At 71.7% G+C, this 18,539-nt stretch carries 16 protein-coding genes; 11 read left to right on the top strand and 5 right to left on the bottom strand.

The genetic code is table 11. The features are described from left to right. Positions 1–3 precede the first annotated feature (3 nt). On the bottom strand, positions 4–906 hold the full coding sequence (galU, locus tag ABZY20_RS13295) for a UTP--glucose-1-phosphate uridylyltransferase GalU (protein WP_356440948.1): 903 nt from the start codon (positions 904–906) through the stop codon (positions 4–6). Positions 907–999: 93 nt separating this feature from the next. Between galU and ABZY20_RS13300 the strand changes: the two genes are divergently transcribed. Further along, positions 1,000–1,623, top strand: coding sequence for a 5-formyltetrahydrofolate cyclo-ligase (locus ABZY20_RS13300; protein WP_356440951.1), 624 nt, complete (start codon positions 1,000–1,002; stop codon positions 1,621–1,623). 61 nt (positions 1,624–1,684) lie between these two features. On the opposite strand, the gene ABZY20_RS13305 is transcribed toward ABZY20_RS13300, so the two are convergent. Beyond that, complete coding sequence (locus ABZY20_RS13305) at positions 1,685–4,531, bottom strand: penicillin acylase family protein (protein WP_356440954.1); 2,847 nt, start codon at positions 4,529–4,531, stop codon at positions 1,685–1,687. A 209-nt stretch (positions 4,532–4,740) separates the two neighbouring features. On the opposite strand from ABZY20_RS13305, the gene ABZY20_RS13310 reads away from it, so the two are divergent. From ABZY20_RS13310 to mscL, 6 genes are all read left to right on the top strand, one after another. Further along, positions 4,741–6,300: a potassium/proton antiporter gene (locus ABZY20_RS13310; protein ID WP_356440957.1), complete on the top strand. Its 1,560-nt coding sequence runs from the start codon at positions 4,741–4,743 to the stop codon at positions 6,298–6,300. A 318-nt stretch (positions 6,301–6,618) separates the two neighbouring features. Continuing rightward, positions 6,619–7,911 (top strand): MFS transporter, encoded by a 1,293-nt coding sequence (locus ABZY20_RS13315; protein WP_356440960.1) that lies wholly within the window; start codon positions 6,619–6,621, stop codon positions 7,909–7,911. Between the two features lie 67 nt (positions 7,912–7,978). Then, positions 7,979–8,293 carry an FmdB family zinc ribbon protein gene (locus ABZY20_RS13320; RefSeq protein ID WP_356440963.1) on the top strand — a complete coding sequence of 105 codons (315 nt, stop codon included), beginning with the start codon at positions 7,979–7,981 and terminating at the stop codon, positions 8,291–8,293. A 311-nt stretch (positions 8,294–8,604) separates the two neighbouring features. Beyond that, positions 8,605–9,468, top strand: a complete 864-nt coding sequence (locus tag ABZY20_RS13325; RefSeq protein WP_356441699.1) for an S-methyl-5'-thioadenosine phosphorylase — start codon at positions 8,605–8,607, stop codon at positions 9,466–9,468. Positions 9,469–9,750: 282 nt separating this feature from the next. Continuing rightward, positions 9,751–10,434 carry a hypothetical protein gene (locus tag ABZY20_RS13330; protein WP_356440966.1) on the top strand — a complete coding sequence of 228 codons (684 nt, stop codon included), beginning with the start codon at positions 9,751–9,753 and terminating at the stop codon, positions 10,432–10,434. Positions 10,435–10,578: 144 nt separating this feature from the next. Next, positions 10,579–11,037 carry a large conductance mechanosensitive channel protein MscL gene (gene mscL / locus ABZY20_RS13335; protein ID WP_356440969.1) on the top strand — a complete coding sequence of 153 codons (459 nt, stop codon included), beginning with the start codon at positions 10,579–10,581 and terminating at the stop codon, positions 11,035–11,037. 67 nt (positions 11,038–11,104) lie between these two features. Here the strand turns inward: mscL and ABZY20_RS13340 are convergent, their stop codons facing one another. Continuing rightward, complete coding sequence (locus tag ABZY20_RS13340; RefSeq protein ID WP_356440971.1) at positions 11,105–11,284, bottom strand: hypothetical protein; 180 nt, start codon at positions 11,282–11,284, stop codon at positions 11,105–11,107. Between the two features lie 56 nt (positions 11,285–11,340). Between ABZY20_RS13340 and ABZY20_RS13345 the strand changes: the two genes are divergently transcribed. The 4 genes from ABZY20_RS13345 (at position 11,341) to ABZY20_RS13360 (ending at position 16,112) form a co-directional block, all read left to right on the top strand. Then, a complete protein-coding gene (locus ABZY20_RS13345; RefSeq protein WP_356440974.1) occupies positions 11,341–12,573 on the top strand; it encodes a low temperature requirement protein A in 1,233 nt (410 codons plus the stop codon). A gap of 203 nt (positions 12,574–12,776) precedes the next feature. Next, the gene (locus tag ABZY20_RS13350; RefSeq protein ID WP_356440976.1) at positions 12,777–13,805 is read left to right on the top strand and encodes a P1 family peptidase; all 1,029 of its coding nucleotides are present in this window, start codon (positions 12,777–12,779) and stop codon (positions 13,803–13,805) included. Between the two features lie 166 nt (positions 13,806–13,971). Next, a complete protein-coding gene (locus ABZY20_RS13355; RefSeq protein WP_356440979.1) occupies positions 13,972–15,186 on the top strand; it encodes an Ig-like domain-containing protein in 1,215 nt (404 codons plus the stop codon). Between the two features lie 179 nt (positions 15,187–15,365). After that, entirely contained in the window at positions 15,366–16,112 is a 747-nt protein-coding gene (locus ABZY20_RS13360) for a DUF6227 family protein (RefSeq protein WP_356440982.1), read from the top strand. 9 nt (positions 16,113–16,121) lie between these two features. On the opposite strand, the gene ABZY20_RS13365 is transcribed toward ABZY20_RS13360, so the two are convergent. Together ABZY20_RS13365 and ABZY20_RS13370 are read right to left on the bottom strand one after the other, a co-directional pair. Further along, a complete protein-coding gene (locus ABZY20_RS13365; protein WP_356441737.1) occupies positions 16,122–16,280 on the bottom strand; it encodes a hypothetical protein in 159 nt (52 codons plus the stop codon). Positions 16,281–16,396: 116 nt separating this feature from the next. Beyond that, positions 16,397–18,493 carry a fructose-specific PTS transporter subunit EIIC gene (locus ABZY20_RS13370; protein WP_356440985.1) on the bottom strand — a complete coding sequence of 699 codons (2,097 nt, stop codon included), beginning with the start codon at positions 18,491–18,493 and terminating at the stop codon, positions 16,397–16,399. Between the last annotated feature and the right edge of the window lie 46 nt (positions 18,494–18,539).

Consider the following 18,539-nt stretch of genomic DNA (forward strand, 5'->3'; position numbering starts at 1 on the left):
GTGCTACATCTCCTCGGCTACGTAACTGCGAAGCCAGGTCCGGAAGTCCGGGCCCAGGTCTTCACGTTCGCACGCGAGTCGGACAATGGCACGCAGGTAGTCGCCGCGGTCGCCGGTGTCATAGCGGCGGCCCTTGAAGACGACGCCGTGCACCGGGCCGCCGATCTTCTCGTCCTCGGCGAGCTGCTGGAGGGCGTCGGTGAGCTGGATCTCGCCGCCGCGGCCCGGCTCGGTCCGGCGCAGTATGTCGAAGATGTGCGGGTCGAGGACGTAGCGGCCGATGACGGCGTAGTGGGACGGGGCGTCGGCCGGGTCGGGCTTCTCGACCAGGCCGCCGACCTTGACGACGTCGCTGTCCTCGGTGTTCTCCACGGCGGCGCAGCCGTAGAGGTGGATCTGTTCCGGGGCGACCTCCATCAGCGCGACGACGCTGCCGCCGTGCTGCTCCTGGACCTCGACCATGCGCCGCAGCAGCGGGTCACGGGGGTCGATCAGGTCGTCGCCGAGGAGGACCGCGAAGGGCTCGTCGCCGACGTGCGGGGCGGCGCACAGGACGGCGTGGCCGAGGCCCTTGGGGTCGCCCTGGCGGACGTAGTGGATGGTCGCGAGGTCGCTGGATTCCTGCACCTTGGCGAGGCGGCTCTCGTCGCCCTTCTTCATCAGGGCGGATTCCAGCTCGTAGTTGCGGTCGAAGTGGTCCTCGAGGGGGCGCTTGTTGCGGCCCGTCACCATGAGGACGTCGTCCAGACCCGCGGCGACGGCCTCCTCGACCACGTACTGGATAGCCGGCTTGTCGACGACCGGCAGCATCTCCTTGGGAGTGGCCTTGGTGGCCGGCAGGAACCGGGTGCCGAGGCCTGCTGCGGGGATGACAGCCTTGCTGATCCGAGGGTGGGACTGTGTCATGGCCGCCACCTTATCCGGTGCCTTTGGATGGAATCTGCGGCTCCGGTTCATAGGGACTCATATGAGCGTATTAGGACGGTACGGGAGCAACCATTGAGGCATATCGCACGTCCGGGCGAGCCTGACAAGCGCACGTTGCGACAGGGACTCCTCGCGGTGAGAAGCAGGTTGACGGCGGATGACCTGCGGGAAACATCCACCGCACTGGCCGCGCGGGCGCTGGAGCTGCCCGAGTTGGGACGGGCCGGCACGGTCGCCGCATATGTCTCGGTGGGGAGTGAACCCGGGACGCTCGCGCTCCTCGACGCGCTGCGCGCCCGGGGCGTGCGCGTGCTGCTTCCGGTGCTGCTGCCCGACAACGACCTGGACTGGGGCCTGTACGAGGGCGAGGGCTCGCTGGCGCGGGTCCGGCACGGCGGCAGGATGGCGCTCCTGGAGCCCGCGGGCGAGCGCCTCGGGCCGGACGCGGTGACGGCGGCGGACGCCGTGCTGCTGCCCGGTCTCGCGGTCGACGCGCGCGGGATGCGGCTGGGGCGCGGCGGCGGCTCCTACGACCGGGTGCTGGCGCGGCTGGAGCGGGCGGGGGCGGATCCGGCGCTGGTGGTGCTGCTGTACGACTCCGAGGTCGTCGGGCACGTCCCGGAGGAGGCGCACGACCGGCCGGTGCACGCCGTGGTGACCCCGTCGGGTGTACGGCGGTTCCGCCAGGACTCCTGACGCGGAAACGGCCCTCCACGCGCGCGTGGAGGGCCGTCTTTCAGGTGCGGGGCTCAGCGGCTCACGGCCTGAGCACCAGCTTGTCGGAGGTGCCGTTCTCGACCGCCCGGTCCGAGAAGGACCACGGCAGCAGTTCGCCGTCGGCCCACTTGTCCGTCTGGTCGACGTAGTGGGCGCTGTAGGCGTGCCCGGAGGCGCCGCTGAGGTTGATCCAGCGGGACTTGTCCAGGTCGCCGAGGTTCACCACCATCCGCATGGACGGCACCCACACCACCCCGAAGCCGCCGGCGGCGTTCCAGCCGGTCGCGTTGACCGTCGCCTCGCCGCCGCTGAGCTCCCAGGGGCCGCGGTTGAGGGCGTACTGCAGGAAGCCGGGGCCCGCGGTGCCGAGGGTCTGGTTCTTCAGGAACAGGCGGTGCAGCCGGCCCCAGCTCCAGGAGTCGATGTCCTTGCCGAGCTTGGCGGTCAGCTCCCAGCGGGCGTCGATCAGGGCGCGCCGGAACAACTGGTCGCGGTCGGCGGCCGCGGGACGGGTGCCCGCCTCGGGTGTCTTCCACCAGTCGCTGTCCGGCTGGTCCATGAGCGCCCGGACCACCTCGAACCAGCGGTCGCCGCCGTCCGGCTGCGCCTGGTCGGGTTCGCGCTGGCCGCACTCGCGCACCTTCTCCGCCTCGTCGGCGGGACCGGTGGTGTTGACCGGCTCGACCATGAGGCACTGGCCCTTGGGCCGCACCTCCTTGGGCAGCTTGTTGCCGAAGGCGAGCTTGAGGACGTTGCGCCAGACGGCGTTGAAGTACGCGGCGGCCGCGGAGTCGGCGTCCTGGGTGTAGTCCCAGCCCTCCAGCAGCTTCTGCGCCTCGCGCACGTCCTGGTCGCCGGTGTCGATCTTCAGCAGCGTGGGCACCAGCAGCCGTGCGACCTCGCTGCTGTTGTCCAGCTGCATCTGGCGCATGTCGTCCGTGGAGATCTTGCCGCCGTCCTTGATCTTCGACTGGATCAGGTCGGTGATCCGCTGGCTGCGCGTGCCGTAGCCCCAGTCCGCGGTGAGCGTGTACGGGTAGCGGTCCGGGTCGATCACGGCCTGGTTGGCGGTGACGATGTAGCCGCGCTCCGGGTTGTACTCGTAGGGCAGCGCCCCCTGCGGGAGGTATCCCGTCCACCGGTAGTCGGAGTCCCAGCCGGGTGCCGGGACGGACCCGTCGTGGGCCTTCGCGCGGGTGGGGATCCTGCCGGGCAGCGAGTAGCCGATGTTGTTCTCGGTGTCGGCGTAGATCAGGTTCTGCGAGGGCACCTCGAACAGGGCGGCGGCCTTGCGGAAGTCGCTCCAGCCCTTCGCGCGGTTCATGGCGAAGACGGCGTCCATGGTGGTGCCCGGGTCGAGGGCGGTCCAGCGCAGGGCGACGCCGTAGCCGTCGCCGCGGTCGGGGGCGGCCGTGTCGACGGTGGCCTTCTTGCCGACCTTCACGAGGTCCTCGGCGCGGTCGGAGAGCAGCGGCCCGTTGTTGGTCGTGCGGACCACGATCTTCTTGGACGGCCCGCCGGCGACCTTGATGGTCTCCTCGCGGGTCTCGAAGGGCCTGACCTTGCCGTCGTAGAGGTAGCCCTCGCCGGTGATCTTCTCCAGGTAGAGGTCCGTGACGTCGACGCCGGAGTTGGTCATGCCCCAGGAGATGTCCTGGTTGTGACCGATTATCACCCCGGGCATGCCGGCGAAGGTGTAGCCCGTGACGTCGTACTGGCAGGCGCTGGAGACGCTGCGGCAGTGCAGGCCCATCTGGTACCAGACGGACGGCAGCGAGGGGCCCAGGTGCGGGTCGTTGGCCAGCAGCGGCTTGCCGGTGATGGTGTGCCGCCCGCCGACGACCCACGAGTTGGAGCCGATGCCGTCGCCGTTCACGCCCACGGCCGGCGGGAGGTCTTCGAGGACCTTGGTGAGGCCGGTGAGCTGGCTGTTCAGACCCGAGGCGCCGGACGTGCCCGCGGCGGTCCCGCCGGCTCCCGCCGTGCCCGGGGTGCCGGTGGACGCACCTGCGGTGCCGTTCGCGCCGGAGGCGCCGGATGCCCCCTCGGTGCCACTGGTACCGCCGGTGCCGTCGGCTCCCGCGGCGCCGGTCGTGCCGCCCTGCTCGTACGCCTCAGCGATCTGGCTGTAGGCGCCCTCCTGCACTATCGCCTTGTTCCGGCCGTACGGGTAGCGCGGGTACAGGTCGGCGATCTGCTTCGGGCCGAGGCGGCTGGTCAGCAGGGCGCGGTCGATCTCGTCCTGCATGTTGCCGCGCAGGTCCCAGGCCATCGCCTTCAGCCAGGAGACCGAGTCGACCGGGGTCCACCGCTGCGGCTTGTAGTCGTTGGTGAAGCCCAGCGCCGCGTACTCCAGGGAGATGTCCTCGCCCTCCTTGCCCTGGAGGTAGGCGTTGACTCCCGCGGAGTAGGCCTGGAGGTGCTTCTTCGCGGCGGCCGACAGCTTGGTGTCGTACTCCTCCTTGGCGACCCGGTCCCAGCCGAGCGTGCGCAGGAACTCGTCGTTGTCGAGCTGGCTCTTGCCGAACATCTCGGACAGGCGCCCGGCGGCCATGTGGCGGCGGACGTCCATCTCGTAGAAGCGGTCCTGGGCCTGGACGAAGCCCTGCGCCATGAACAGGTCGGCGTCCGAGGAGGCGTAGATCTGCGGGATGCCGTAGGCGTCGCGCTTGACCTCGACGGGTCCCGACAGGCCCTTCAGCGTGAGGCTGCCCTTGGTCTGCGGGAAGGACGCCCGGACGGTACTGACGGTCCAGTACCCGGCGAAGGCGACGCCCCCGATGAGGGCCAGCACCAGGACGAGCACGATGAGACGGGCTTTGCGCCCTTTTCTCCTGCCGGACTTGCCGGGCTGCTGACCCGTGGAGGCGGTGGTGTTGGGGGGCATCGCTGTCCTTGCTGTCCTAACGCGAGCGGCAGGTTCGGCTGTGCTTTTAACTGAGCGCTGGAGCAACGATAGGCGCAGGGCCTTGCGCCCCTTGACGCGGAGTCGGGAACCAGCGCGCACGGACGTTCGATCTTGCCCTCGCGAGTGTCAAGAAATCGTCAAGAGTTAGGTAAGGTAACGAAGTAGTTGGCGCGTTGCGCCCCAGTTTCATGTGCGATGTACGTGAGCCCGCGCGCGGGTGCGCGTCGGGCCAGGAAAGGATTCGGCCGCTGACTGTTCACCACCTCAACCAGCTCCTGCTCGTCTGCTCTCTCGTCCTGCTCGTCGCCGTCGCAGCGGTACGGATCTCCTCGCGCAGCGGGCTCCCCAGCCTGCTCGTGTACCTGGGGATCGGCGTCGCCATGGGCCAGGACGGCGTGGGCGACATCCACTTCGACAACGCCGAGCTGACCCAGGTCATCGGCTACGCGGCCCTGGTCGTGATCCTGGCCGAGGGCGGCCTGGGCACGAAGTGGAAGGAGATCAAGCCGGCCCTGCCGGCCGCCAGCGCGCTGGCGCTGGCGGGTGTCGCGGTGAGCGTCGGGATCACGGCCTCGGCCGCGCACTACCTCATCGGGCTGGAGTGGCGGCAGGCACTGATCATCGGGGCGGTCGTCTCCTCGACCGACGCGGCGGCCGTGTTCTCCGTGCTGCGCAAGATCCCGCTGCCCGCGCGCGTGACCGGCACCCTGGAGGCGGAGTCCGGCTTCAACGACGCCCCGGTGGTCATCCTGGTGGTGTCCCTGTCGACGGCGGGCCCGGTCGAGCACTGGTACGTGCTGCTGGGCGTGATCCTGCTGGAGCTGGCCATCGGCGCCGCCATCGGGCTCGCGGTGGGCTGGCTGGGATCCTTGGGGCTGCGGCACGTGGCCCTGCCGGCCTCCGGCCTCTACCCCATCGCCGTGATGGCGATCGCCGTGGTGGCGTACGCGGCCGGCGCGCTGGCCCACGGCAGCGGCTTCCTCGCGGTGTACCTGGCCTCGATGGTGATGGGCAACGCCCGGCTGCCGCACTGGCCGGCCACCCGCGGGTTCGCCGACGGGCTGGGCTGGATGGCGCAGATCGGCATGTTCGTCCTGCTCGGCCTGCTGGTCACACCGCACGAGCTGGGCGACGACTTCGTACCCGCGCTGGTCATCGGGCTGGTGCTGACCATGGTGGCGCGCCCGCTGAGCGTGCTGGTCTGCCTGACGCCGTTCCGGGTGCCGTGGCGGGAGCAGGCCCTGATGTCCTGGGCGGGACTGCGCGGCGCCGTGCCCATCATCCTGGCGACCATCCCCATGGTGGAGGGCGTGGAGGCCAGCCGCCGGATCTTCAACATCGTCTTCATCCTGGTCGTCGTCTACACCCTCGTCCAGGGCCCGACGCTGCCCTGGCTGGGCCGCAAGCTGCACCTCGGCGACAGTTCGGAGGCGGCCGACCTCGGCATCGAGTCGGCCCCGCTGGAACGGCTGCGCGGGCATCTGCTGTCCGTGGCGATCCCGGACGGGTCGAGGATGCACGGCGTGGAGGTGGCCGAGCTGCGGCTGCCGCACGGCGCGGCCGTGACGCTCGTCGTCCGCGGGGGCGAGTCCTTCGTGCCGCTGCCGACGACGATCCTGCAGCGCGGGGACGAACTCCTGGTGATCGCCACGGACCCCGTCCGGGACGCGGCGGAGAAGCGGCTGCGCGCGGTCGGGCACGGCGGCAAGCTGGCCGGGTGGCTGGGGACGGACGGCACGGACCGCTGACGCGCGGCCACCATGCCCCCTCACCCCCCTTGCTCCCTTACCCCCTTCACTATGTCCCCTTTGCGGGGATTTGCATTTGGAAGGCGGTCGGGCCCGTGGTGCTCTCTTTCACAGGTCTGCCACCCCTTGATCCCTGTAGGATGAAGGCGTACCCAGATCGAACCAACTCTGCCTGACGCAGAGCTGGCGCGACCGTATGGCGGTCGGGACACCCCTCCTCACCGGGCCCCGGCATCTACCGCAGTTCCGCGCAAGAGGACAGCTCTCGGCGCCGCCCACGACGGGGCCGCGCTACCAGGCGGCAGAAAGGCACGGGCCGTGGCATCCACGGTCACCTCGAAGACGTCGGAGAACGCGACGGCTTCCGCCCGCCCGGGATACGGCCGGCTGCTGCGCACCCGCGGCGCCTGGACGTTCCTGCTCCCCGGTTTCGCGGCTCGCCAGCCGTTCGCGATGCTGACGATCTCCATCGTCCTGCTGGTGCAGCACACCACCGGCTCCTACGGCGCGGCGGGCGCCGCCGCCGCCGTCACCGGTGTCTCCATGGCCCTGTTCGCGCCCTACAGCGGCCGCCTCGCCGACCGCTACGGGCAGCGGACCGTGCTGATCCCCGGCGTGCTGCTGCACGCGCTGTCCGGGCTCACGCTGACCGCGCTGGCCCTCATGGACGCGCCCCTGTGGGCGGTCTTCGCGGCCGCCGTCCCCACCGGCGCCTCGGTGCCGCAGGTCGGCCCCATGGTGCGGGCCCGCTGGGGCGTCACCCTCAAGGACTCGCCCCTGATGACCACCGCGGCGGCCTTCGAGTCCGTCACGGACGAACTGACCTTCGTCGTCGGACCGCTGCTGGCCACCGCCCTGTGCACCGCCGTCGACCCGGCCGCCGGCCTGGTCACGGAGGCCTCGCTGACCCTGGTCGGCGGTCTGCTGTTCGCCGCACAGAAGAGCACCCAGCCCACGGTCTCCGGCGGCGGGCACGCGCGCGTGCGGCACGCCTCCGCGCTGAGCATCCCCGGCGTGCGGGTGCTGATCGTGACCTTCCTGGGCATCGGCTCCGTCTTCGGCGGCATGCAGGTCTCCCTGGCCGCGTTCACCGAGTCGATCGGCGAACCGGGCCTGAACGGCGTCCTGTACGGCGTCTTCGCCGCGGGCAACATGCTCTCCGGCCTCGCCTGCGGCGCCATCGTCTGGAAGGTCGCCCCGCAGCGGCGCCTGGTCGTCGGCTACACCGCGCTGGCGCTCACCGCGTCCGGCCTGTGGGCCGCGCACTCCGTCCTGGTCCTGGCCGGGCTCGGACTGCTCGTGGGCATGTGCATCGCGCCCGCCCTCATCACCGGCTACACGCTCGTCGAGGACCTGGTCCCGGCCGGCGCCCGCACCGAGGCCTTCACCTGGCTGACCGGCGCGGTGGCCCTGGGCCAGGCGGCCGCCGTCACGGTCGCCGGGCAGCTGGAGGACCGCTTCCGGGACGGCGCCGGTTTCCTGGTCCCGATGGGCGGCACACTGCTGGCCCTGGTGACCCTCCTGGCTCTGCGTTCCCGGCTGGCGGCACGCGCCCACGGCCGGACCGTGGCACGTGGCGTGGGTCACCGCGTGCCGGTGGCAGTGGACTGAGCGGCCGGAATACGTCACTATGGAGCGTCGTTAGCACTCATCGAGTGAGAGTGCCAGGAGGAAGACAGTGCCCACCTATCAGTACCAGTGCACCGAGTGCGGCGAGGGCCTCGAGGCGGTGCAGAAGTTCACCGACGACGCCCTCACCGAGTGCCCCAGCTGCAAGGGTCGCCTGAAGAAGGTGTTCTCGGCGGTCGGCATCGTCTTCAAGGGCTCCGGCTTCTACCGGAACGACAGCCGCGGCTCCTCGTCGAGCAGCTCCCCGGCGTCGAAGTCGTCGAGCTCCTCCTCGTCGAGCTCGTCCTCCGACTCCGGCTCGTCGAGCTCCTCCTCGAGCTCGTCGTCGGCCGGCAGCTCCTCCAGCAGCAGCACCGCCGCGTAAGGCCGGATTCTTACGGGACCCTGTCGCCCTCGGGCGACGGGGTCCTCGGCGTTTCCGCGCGGGGTTAGGGTGCGGATATGGCGGATGCGGCGGAGACGGCGGACATGGCGGAGACGGCGGATACGGGCATGGCGGGCAGGGCGGACGAGGCCGCTGCGGGTGGCGTCGACACGGGTCGCGTCGGCGCGGGTGGCGTCGGCGCGGGTGGCGTCGGCGCGGGTGGCGTCGGCGCGGGTGGCGTCGGCGCGGGTGGCGTCGGTGGGGGCACGGCCGGCGACGGGGGTGGCGCGGTGCGCGCCGGCGGGGGCGGTATCGGGGGCGGTTTCGAGAACGGGGGCGGTGTCGAGGGTGCCGGGATCGGTGTCATCGGTGGTTCGGGGTTCTACTCGTTCCTCGACGACGTGACCGAGGTCCAGGTCGACACCCCTTACGGCGCGCCCAGCGACTCCCTCTTCCTCGGCGAGGTCGCCGGCCGGCGGGTCGCCTTCCTGCCCCGGCACGGACGCGGTCACCACCTGCCGCCGCACCGGATCAACTACCGGGCCAACCTGTGGGCCCTGCGCTCGGTCGGCGTGCGCCAGGTGCTCGCCCCGTGTGCCGTGGGCGGACTGCGCCCCGAGTACGGGCCGGGCACCCTGCTCGTGCCGGACCAGCTGGTCGACCGTACGAAGACCCGCGCGAACTCCTACTTCGACGGACTGCCGCTGCCCGACGGCACGGTCCCGAACGTGGTGCACGTGTCGCTGGCCGACCCCTACTGCCCGACCGGGCGGACCGTCGCGCTGAAGGCGGCGCGCGGCCGGGACTGGGAGCCGGTGGACGGCGGCACGCTGGTCGTGGTCGAGGGGCCGCGCTTCTCGACCCGTGCCGAATCGTTGTGGCACCAGGCCCAGGGCTGGTCCGTGGTGGGCATGACCGGCCATCCCGAGGCGGCTCTCGCCCGCGAGCTGGAGCTCTGCTACACGTCTCTGACCCTGGTCACCGACCTCGACGCGGGTGCCGAGACCGGTGAGGGCGTCTCGCACGACGAGGTGCTGCGGGTGTTCTCCGCGAACGTGGACCGGCTGCGGGGGGTGCTGTTCGACGCGGTGGCGGGGTTGCCCGCCGAGATCGAGCGGGACTGCCTGTGTGTGAGTGCGCTGGGTGGGATGGATCCGGGGTTCGCGCTGCCGTAGTCGGCGTCGGGGAGGCGGCCGTCCAGGCCGGAGGTCCGGCAGGCGTCGAGGGCGGCGGAGGCCGTCCGGCAGGCGTCGAGGGCGGCGGAGGCCCGGGGGCGGAGACCCAGGGCGGAGACCGAGGGCGGGGACCGTCTGGGGCGAGGGCGTTTGCGGAACTCGTCGTTCGGGTGAGGGAGTTGTCCACAGGGTCGGGGTGCGTCCACAGGCCCGAGCGGGCGGCTGCGCGACACCTCATCGTGGGGAGCGCAAGCCGGTCCCTCGACGCAGGTGGTGGTCTCCATGTCCCATGCGCGTTCTTCGTTCGTGTCGTCGTCTCCCTCCCGGCCCGTGCCGTCCTCCCCCTCCTGGTCCGCCGCCGCGTGCCCGCCCGGACCCGAGGTGCCCGCGACCCGTGAGGTGCCGCGCTTCGAGCCCGTGCGGGTGCGCGGTGGTCGGTGCCGGCCGGGCCCCCTAGGGCGCCACAGACGGCGGGCCGTGGCGGTCGGGCTCGCGGTCACCGCGACCGCGCTGCTCGCGGCCGGCCCACGGGACACCGACGGGGCGCGCGGTCACCCCCCGGGCCGCCCTCCCGCACACGCGGCCCCGGCGTCCGGGGAGCAGCCCGGGAAACAGGCCGGGGAGCAGGCCGGGGAGGCGGGGAAACAGGCCGGGGAGGCCGGGAAGCAGGTCATGGGGCCGCGGGTCGGTCCGCGGCCGGTGACCGCCCCGGTCCGGATCGCCGACGCGGAGACCGTACGGCTGCTGCGGCCCGGCGACCGGGTCGACGTCATCGCCGCCGAGGAGACCGCGAGGGGCGGGGACGCCCGGGTCGTCGCGCGCGGCGCCCGGGTGACGAAGGTGCCGGAGCCCCTGGAGGGCGTCTCCGAGGGCGGGGCGCTGGTCGTGCTCTCCGTGCCGCGCGCCACCGCCGCCCGGCTGGCCGGCGCCAGTGCCACGGCGCGTTTGGCGGTGACGTTGTGGTGAGCTCGGTCAGGTGTGCGGAGGTCACGTGCACACTCCGGTCGAGTCGCTCGTTCGAGGGACCCAGTTCCCCGGTTCGGCCCATCGGTGACGTAGGTTGCGGAGCGTTTTGTTCCACAAGCTGCTCGTACGAGGAGAGGCCCCGAGGTGAGTGAGAACAAGGAACCGAGCGTCTGGGAAGGCTTCAAGGCCTTCCTGATGCGCGGGAACGTGGTCGATCTGGCGGTGGCGGTGGTGATCGGCGCCGCCTTCACCAACATCGTCAACGCCGTGGTGAAGGGGATCATCAACCCGGTCGTCGGCGCCATCGGGACCAAGAACCTCGAGCACTACAGCTCGTGCCTGAGCTCCACCTGCGAGGGCGAGCAGGGCATCCAGATCCTGTGGGGCTCCGTCCTCGGCGCGGCCCTGAGCTTCGTGATCACGGCGGCGGTCGTCTACTTCCTGATGGTCCTGCCGATGGCGAAGTACCTGGCCCGGCTGGAGGCCCGCCGCAAGGCGAAGGAGGGCACGCACGAGATCATCCAGGTGACCGAGCTGGAGGTCCTGAAGGAGATCCGCGACGAGCTGGTCGCGCAGCGCGGCTCGGGGCACGACCGCCTGTAGCGCCGCGGACGCCGGACCGGCCGGCCTCGAAGCCGCCGAGGCCGCCGGGGGTGGTCCGCCGGCTGCTTCAGAGGTGGTGGGGAGGCTTCTCGTCGAGGAAGCGCTTGAGGTCGGCCGCCCCGCCGCCGGAGTCGGTGCGCTCGCCCCAGCCGCGGTCCGTGTCGTCGGAGGACTGCTGGTCGAGCGGGTCGTCGAAGATCAGTGCGGGCTTCGGCGCGCGCGGTTCGGGTTCGGGGGCGGTGCTCATGCGTCCAGGGTACGGTCGCGGAGAAAAACCCGGCGCCTTCTGTTGTGCTGGGAATCATGACCTCCAGCGCCTCTCCCCCGCCCGTCCCCTCCGGCGCACACGGCGATCACGGCCTGCTGCGCCCCCTCCGGGCCCGTGGCCGCGACGAGGCGCACCGGACGGCCTCGCCGCTGGAGCTCTTCTTCGACCTGTGCTTCGTCGTGGCCGTCGCCCAGGCCGGCATCCAGCTGGTGCACTCGGTCGCCGAGGGGCACGCGGGCGAGGGGATCATCGACTACGCGATGGTGTTCTTCGCCCTGTGGTGGGCGTGGATGAACTTCACGTGGTTCGCCTCGGCGTACGACAACGACGACGTCCTCTACCGGGTCGTCACGCTGGTGCAGATCGCGGGCGTGCTGGTCCTCGCCGCGGGGGTCGAGCGGGCGTTCGAGGAGCGCGAGTACCTGGTGGTCTGGCTGGGCTACGTCATCATGCGGCTCGCCCTGGTGGCGCAGTGGCTGCGGGTGGCCCGCTCCAGCGAGGGCCCGGAGCGTACGACGGCCCTGCGCTACGCGGGCGGTGTGGCGCTGTGCCAGGTCGGCTGGCTGGGGCTGCTGTTCCTGCCGGAGGCTGCCCGGCCCTGGTGCTTCCTGGTGATGGCGCTGCTGGAGATGTGCGTGCCGCTGTTCGCGGAGAGGGGGTACACCACGGCCTGGCATCCGCGTCACATCGCCGAGCGGTACGGGCTGTTCACCATCATCGTGCTCGGCGAGACGATCGCCGCGGCCACGGTCGGGGTGAAGTCCGGCATCGACGAGTACGACGCGCTGGGCGAGCTCCTCCCCCTCGCGACGGGCGGGCTCCTGATCATCTTCGCCGCGTGGTGGAGCTACTTCGTGGTGCCGATCCACGGCCATCTGCGCTCCAGCCGGCAGGCGTTCCTGTGGGGCTACGGCCACTACCTGGTCTTCGCCTCGGCGGCCGCGATCGGGGCCGGGCTGGAGGTGGCGGTGGAGACGCAGGTCGGCAAGGCGCACATCTCCACGCTGTCCGCGTCGGCCGCCGTGACCCTGCCGACGGCCCTGTACCTGCTGATCCTGTGGGCCCTGCACTCCCGCCACTTCAAGATCGGCATCGCCCAGCAGCTGGTGCTGCCGACGACGGCTCTGCTCGTGATCTGCTGCACGTTCCTGGGCGACTGGGCGGTGTTCGCGGCGGGCATCGTCTGCGCGCTGTCGGTGGCGGCGGGAGAGACACTGGCGACCCGGCGGAGCAGCCGGCCCGGGAGCGCGCCGACCGTGACCGGGTGAGACGGGAGGCGGAAGACGGGAGGCGGAAGACGGGAGGCGGGCGGCCCCGACGTACTCGTCCACCGAACACCCACGCACCACCGCACCACCGCACCACCGCACCACCGCACCACCGCACCACCGCACCACCGCACCACCGCACCACCGCACCACCGCACCACCGCACCCAGCCATACCCCCACGCCTAGACGAAACTGTCCCGCATGACAGTTGACGCTCTGACAGACGTGTCCGGTCTGCGCGTGGGGCACGCGACCCGCGCCGGCGGCGGTTGGCTCACCGGCACCACGGTCGTGCTCGCCCCGGAGGGCGGGGCCGTGGCCGCCGTGGACGTGCGGGGTGGTGGCCCCGGCACCAAGGAGACGGACGCGCTGGACCCGCGCAACGTGGTGCGGAAGGTCGAGGCGGTCGTGCTGACCGGCGGCAGCGCGTACGGGCTGGACGCCGCGTCGGGGGTGATGGCCTGGCTGGAGGAACGGGGGCGCGGCATCCGGGTCGGGCCGGACCCGGCGCACGTGGTGCCGGTGGTGCCCGCCGCCTGTGTCTTCGATCTGGGGCGGGGCGGTGACTTCCGGGCCCGGCCGGACGCGGCCACCGGACGGGCCGCGGTCGAGGCCGCCGCGGCGAGCGAGCCCGGCGCGCCGGTGGCGCAGGGGTGCGTGGGCGCCGGCACGGGGGCCGTCGTCGGGGTCGTGAAGGGCGGGGTCGGCAGTGCCTCCGCCGTGCTCGGTTCGGGGATCACGGTGGCGGCGCTGGTGGTGGCCAACGCGGCGGGAGCGGTCGTGGATCCGGAGACGGGGGTGCTGTACGGGGAGTTGTTCCAGGGGCAGGTGGAGTATCCGCAGGGCGAGGTGCACGAGGCCGCGCGGCGGCGGCTCGCCGAGACGTCCGCGCGCAGTGCGCCTCCGCCGCTCAACACCACGCTCGCGGTGGTCGCCACGGACGCCGACCTGACGAAGGCGCAGGCGCAGAAGCTGGCGGGCACGGCGCACGACGGCATCGCCCGGGCGGTGCGGCCGGTGCATCTGCTGAACGACGGGGACACGGTGTTCGCGCTGGCGACGGGCGACCGCGCCCTGGACGCCGCCGAGCCGCTCGCCCTGAACGAGATCCTCGCGGCCGGCGCGGACGTCGTGACGCGGGCGATCGTGCGGGCCGTGCGGGCCGCCGAGTCGGTGGACGGGCCGGGCGGGGCGTGGCCGTCGTACTCGGAGCTGTACACGGGGCGCTGAACGGGCCTGCCGCGCGCGGCGGATGCACCGGCGGAGCCGGACATTGTCCGGGTTCTGTCACGTGATGGCGTTCAGGGCGCACGGGTGGAACCCGACCGGCCGCCGATCCCCTCTTCCCCCACGTACTGGAGCGGATCACGCACATCACACGAACTGGGAGCAGCCCGTGACAACGCCGGACATTGCAGCGCGGCGCGTACTGGGGGCCTGTGCCGCCCTGGTGGTCGGCGCCCTGACGCTCACCGCCTGCGGAGGCAGCGCCACCGCCAAGGACGACAAGGGCGGCAAGGACGACGCGAAGTCGTCCGCGGCGAAGATCGCCATCTCGGCCGAGGACGGTTCGACCGGCGCGTCCATCAACACGACCGGTGTGAAGGTCAGCGGCGGGAAGCTGACCGAGGTGAAGATGACGGTGGCGGGCGGCGGGCAGGCGGTCGCCGGCGCGGTCTCCGCGGACGGCAAGTCCTGGAAGCCGAAGGAGCAGCTGGAGCGGGGCACGAAGTACCGGATATCGGCGCTCGCGAAGGACGGCGAGGGCCGGACGGCCGCCGCCAACTCCATCTTCACCACGGTGACGTCGGCGAACAGCTTCATCGGGACGTACACGCCGGACAACGGCACCACGGTCGGTGTGGGCATGCCGGTGTCGTTCACGTTCGACAAGGCGATCACCGACCGCAAGGCCGTGCAGTCCCGCATCAAGGTCACCTCCAGCAGCGGGCAGAAGGTCGTCGGGCACTGGTTCAGCGGGCAGCGGCTCGACTTCCGGCCCGAGGAGTACTGGAAGTCCGGCTCCAAGGTCACGATGAAGATCGACCTGGACGGGGTGGAGGGCGCGAACGGCGTCTTCGGCGTGCAGAAGAAGACGGTGACCTTCACCGTCGGGCGCTCGCAGGTCTCCACGGTCGACACGAACACGCAGACGATGACGGTCGTCCGGGACGGCGCGACCCTCAAGAGGATCCCGATCTCGGCGGGCAGCCCGGAGCACACCACGTACAACGGGCAGATGGTGATCTCCGAGAAGTTCACGCAGACGCGGATGAACAGCCGGACGGTCGGGCTGGGCGGCGAGTACGACATCCCGGACGTGCCGCACGCGATGCGCCTGACGACGTCGGGCACGTTCCTGCACGGCAACTACTGGTACAACAAGGGCAACCCGCCGTTCGGCCGGCAGGGCACCAGCCACGGCTGCGTCGGCCTCGCGGACGTCCGGGGCGCCCAGGGCAGCACGCCCGCCCGGTGGTTCTACGACAACTCCCTGATCGGGGACGTCGTGATCGTCAAGAACTCGCCCGACAAGACGGTGGCACCGGACAACGGACTCAACGGCTGGAACATGTCCTGGAGCCAGTGGGTCGCGGGCAGCGCTTCCTGAATCGGTGAAGTACATCCCCAACTGGGGTTTTTGACGGACCGACCGGGCCGCGCGGGAATTTTTCGCGCGGCCCGCGCGTTTTTCCGGACGTACGTTTTCTCGGTTCCCGGACATGATGTCCGACCGAGGGGCTACGGTATGCACCCACAAGGTGACATGCAGCAACGCCGGGAGAAACCTTGAGCGTTCCGTACGAGACGGCAGCGTACGAACCCCATGACTCGCCCGAGTCTCCGGAGGAGCACCTCGCGCGACTCCTCGGCCGTGCCCTGAACTCCTTCGAGTTGCCGGACGAGACGATAGGACGGCTGGACTGCGCGCTGGCGCACGACGGTTCGCTGCACTCCGCGCACCACAGCGCGGGCCTGCACCGGGAGACGTACCGGCACACCTGGCTGCTCGCCGACGGATCCGCGCTCACGCTGTGGGAGCTCGTGCACAACACGGCGCCGGGCAGCGAGCCGCAGCACGAGGTGTACGTCGACGAGGAGGAACTGCGCGCGGCGACCACGCGGCTGCCGCTGCCGCCGGACACACCGGACTTCGAGCTGCCGGTGACGGTCCAGCTGGCCCCGGCCCCCGCGACCCGGCACGCCTACGCCGCGGAGGACTCGGCCGACCACGCGCGGCGCTTACTGCGCCGGGCGGAGAACGCGGACCGGCCGGGCGCGGACACGGCGGCACTGCTGACCACGGCGTCCGGCCACCAGATCACGCAGGCCTTCGGCCGCCCGTGCCGAGCGGGCCGGGCGGGGCTGGGCTTCTCACTGTACGAGCACGCGTTCCTGCTGCGCGACGGGGCGGAGCTGTCGCTCTGGGAGGTCGAGCACACGGCGACGCCGGACGGGCGGCACATGTGCGAGGTGTACGTCAGCGAGGACGCGGCGCGTGAGGCGATGGAGCGGCGCGCGGCGCAGCTCTCCTGAGGCGGGGTTTCAGAGGTCCCTGGCGCCGAGCCCGCGCACCAGCTCGGCGAAGGCGTCTCTCTCCTCGGGCGTCAGCTCCACGGACTCCGACCGGGGGCCGGTCTGCCGCTGCTGCGGGAGGGCGGGGAGCGCGTGGCCCTCGGGCCACCGCGAGACGTGATCGGACATGCGCTCCAGTACACACCACGGCCCGGGACTTCGGTCCCGGGCCGTGACTTTCGTGATCTATCTCGCAGGTGGCGTGAACAGTTCACACACCCCGAATGGGGCGAACCCGTACCGTCTCAGGCCGCGACGGGCTGCTTCTGCTCCGCCGCCGGGACCGTGCCGCCCTCGCCGGAGGCCGCCGTGGCGCCCGGGGCGGGCTTGCGCGTGCCCTTGAGGACGACCACCAGGGCCGTGGTGACGCAGACGCCCGCGGCGATGGCAACCAGGTAGAGCAGCGGGTTGCCGATCAGCGGGACCACGAAGATGCCGCCGTGGGGGGCGCGCAGGGTGGCGCCGAAGGCCATCGACAGGGCGCCGGTGAGCGCGCCGCCCGCCATCGAGGCGGGGATGACGCGCAGCGGGTCGGCCGCGGCGAACGGGATCGCGCCTTCGGAGATGAAGGAGGCGCCCAGCACCCAGGCGGCCTTGCCGTTCTCGCGCTCGGTGTGCGTGAAGAGCTTGCCGCGCACGGTGGTGGCCAGGGCCATCGCCAGCGGGGGCACCATGCCGGCCGCCATGACCGCCGCCATGATCTTCATCGCGGAGTCGCCGGGGCTGGACACCGCGATACCGGCGGTGGCGAAGGTGTAGGCGACCTTGTTGACGGGACCGCCGAGGTCGAAGCACATCATCAGGCCGAGGAGCGCGCCGAGCAGGATCGCGTTGCTGCCGGACAGGCCGTTCAGCCAGTCGGTCATGCCCTTCTGGGCCTCGGCGATGGGCTTGCCGATGACGACGAACATCAGGAACCCGACGATCGCCGAGGAGATCAGCGGGATCACCACCACCGGCATGATGCCGCGCAGGGCCGCCGGGATGCGCACCTTCTGGATCGCCATCACCACGCCGCCGGCGATCAGACCGGCCGCGAGGCCGCCGAGGAAACCGGCGTTGACGGTGAGGGCGATGGAGCCGCCGACGAAGCCGGGCACGAGTCCGGGCCGGTCGGCCATGCCGTAGGCGATGTAGCCGGCCAGGACCGGGACGAGGAAGCCGAAGGCGACGACGCCGATCTGGAAGAGCAGGGCCGCCCAGCTGTCGGCCTGCGTCCAGGCGAAGTGCTCCATCACCGACGGGGCCTTGTCGATCTTGTACCCGCCGATCGCGAAGCCGAGCGCGATGAGCAGACCGCCCGCGGCGACGAACGGCACCATGTAACTGACGCCGGACATCAGCCACTTGCGCAGCTTGGTGCCGTAGCCCTCGCCGGACTCGCCGGTGCGCTCCACCGGGGTGGCCGGGGCGGATCCGGAGCTGACCTCGCCGCGGGCGGCCTTCTCGCGGACCTCGGCGATGAGTTCCGCGGCGCGGTTGATGCCCGCCTTGACGCCGACGTCGACCGTCGGCTTCCCGGCGAAGCGTTCCTTCTCCCGCACGGGCACGTCATGGGCGAAGATCACGGCGTCCGCCGCCGCGATGACCGCCGGGTCGAGCCGGGTGAAGCCGGCCGAGCCCTGGGGCTCGACGGCGACCTCGACGCCCGCCTCGCGGCCGGCGTTCTCCAGCGACTCGGCCGCCATGTAGGTGTGGGCGATGCCGGTGGGGCAGGAGGTGACGGCGACGATGCGGAACGGGCGCTGCCCGCCGTCGGCCGTGCCGTCGCCGGTGACCGTGGCGGCGGCGGGAGAGGCCGCTCCCGCCGACGCCACGGTGTCTTCGGAGCCCGCCCGCCCGGGAGCGGCGGCTGCCGCGGACCCGCCGGACGGCTGCCGCGCCCCTGCCGCCGCCTCCGGGTCGTCGCCGCGGATCAGCGCCGCGGCGGCGGCCGGGTCGCCCACCGCGCGCAGGGCGTCGGTGAACTCGCTGTTCATCAGCTGCCGGGCCAGCGAGGACAGGATCGTCAGATGGGCGTCGTCGGCGCCGGCCGGCGCGGCGATCAGGAAGATCAGGTCGGCGGGGCCGTCCGCGGCGCCGAAGTCGATGCCGTCGGCGCTGCGACCGAAGGCGAGGGTCGGCTCGGTGACGTGTGCGCTGCGGCAGTGCGGGATGCCGATGCCGCCGTCGAGGCCGGTCGGCATCTGGGCCTCGCGGGCGGCGACGTCGGCGAGGAAGCCCTCCAGGTCGGTCACCCGGCCCAGGGAAACCATGCGCTCGGCGAGGGCGCGCGCCGCCGCTTCCTTGGTGTCGGCGGACAGGTCGAGATCGACCAGGTCCACGGTGATCATGTCGCTCATCGCGGGCTCCTTAGCACGCGTATCGCCCGGTCAGTGGGGTGGGCGT

The sequence above is a fragment of the Streptomyces sp. NPDC006624 genome (assembly GCF_040611555.1).
In the GTDB taxonomy this organism is placed as follows: Bacteria; Actinomycetota; Actinomycetes; order Streptomycetales; family Streptomycetaceae; genus Streptomyces.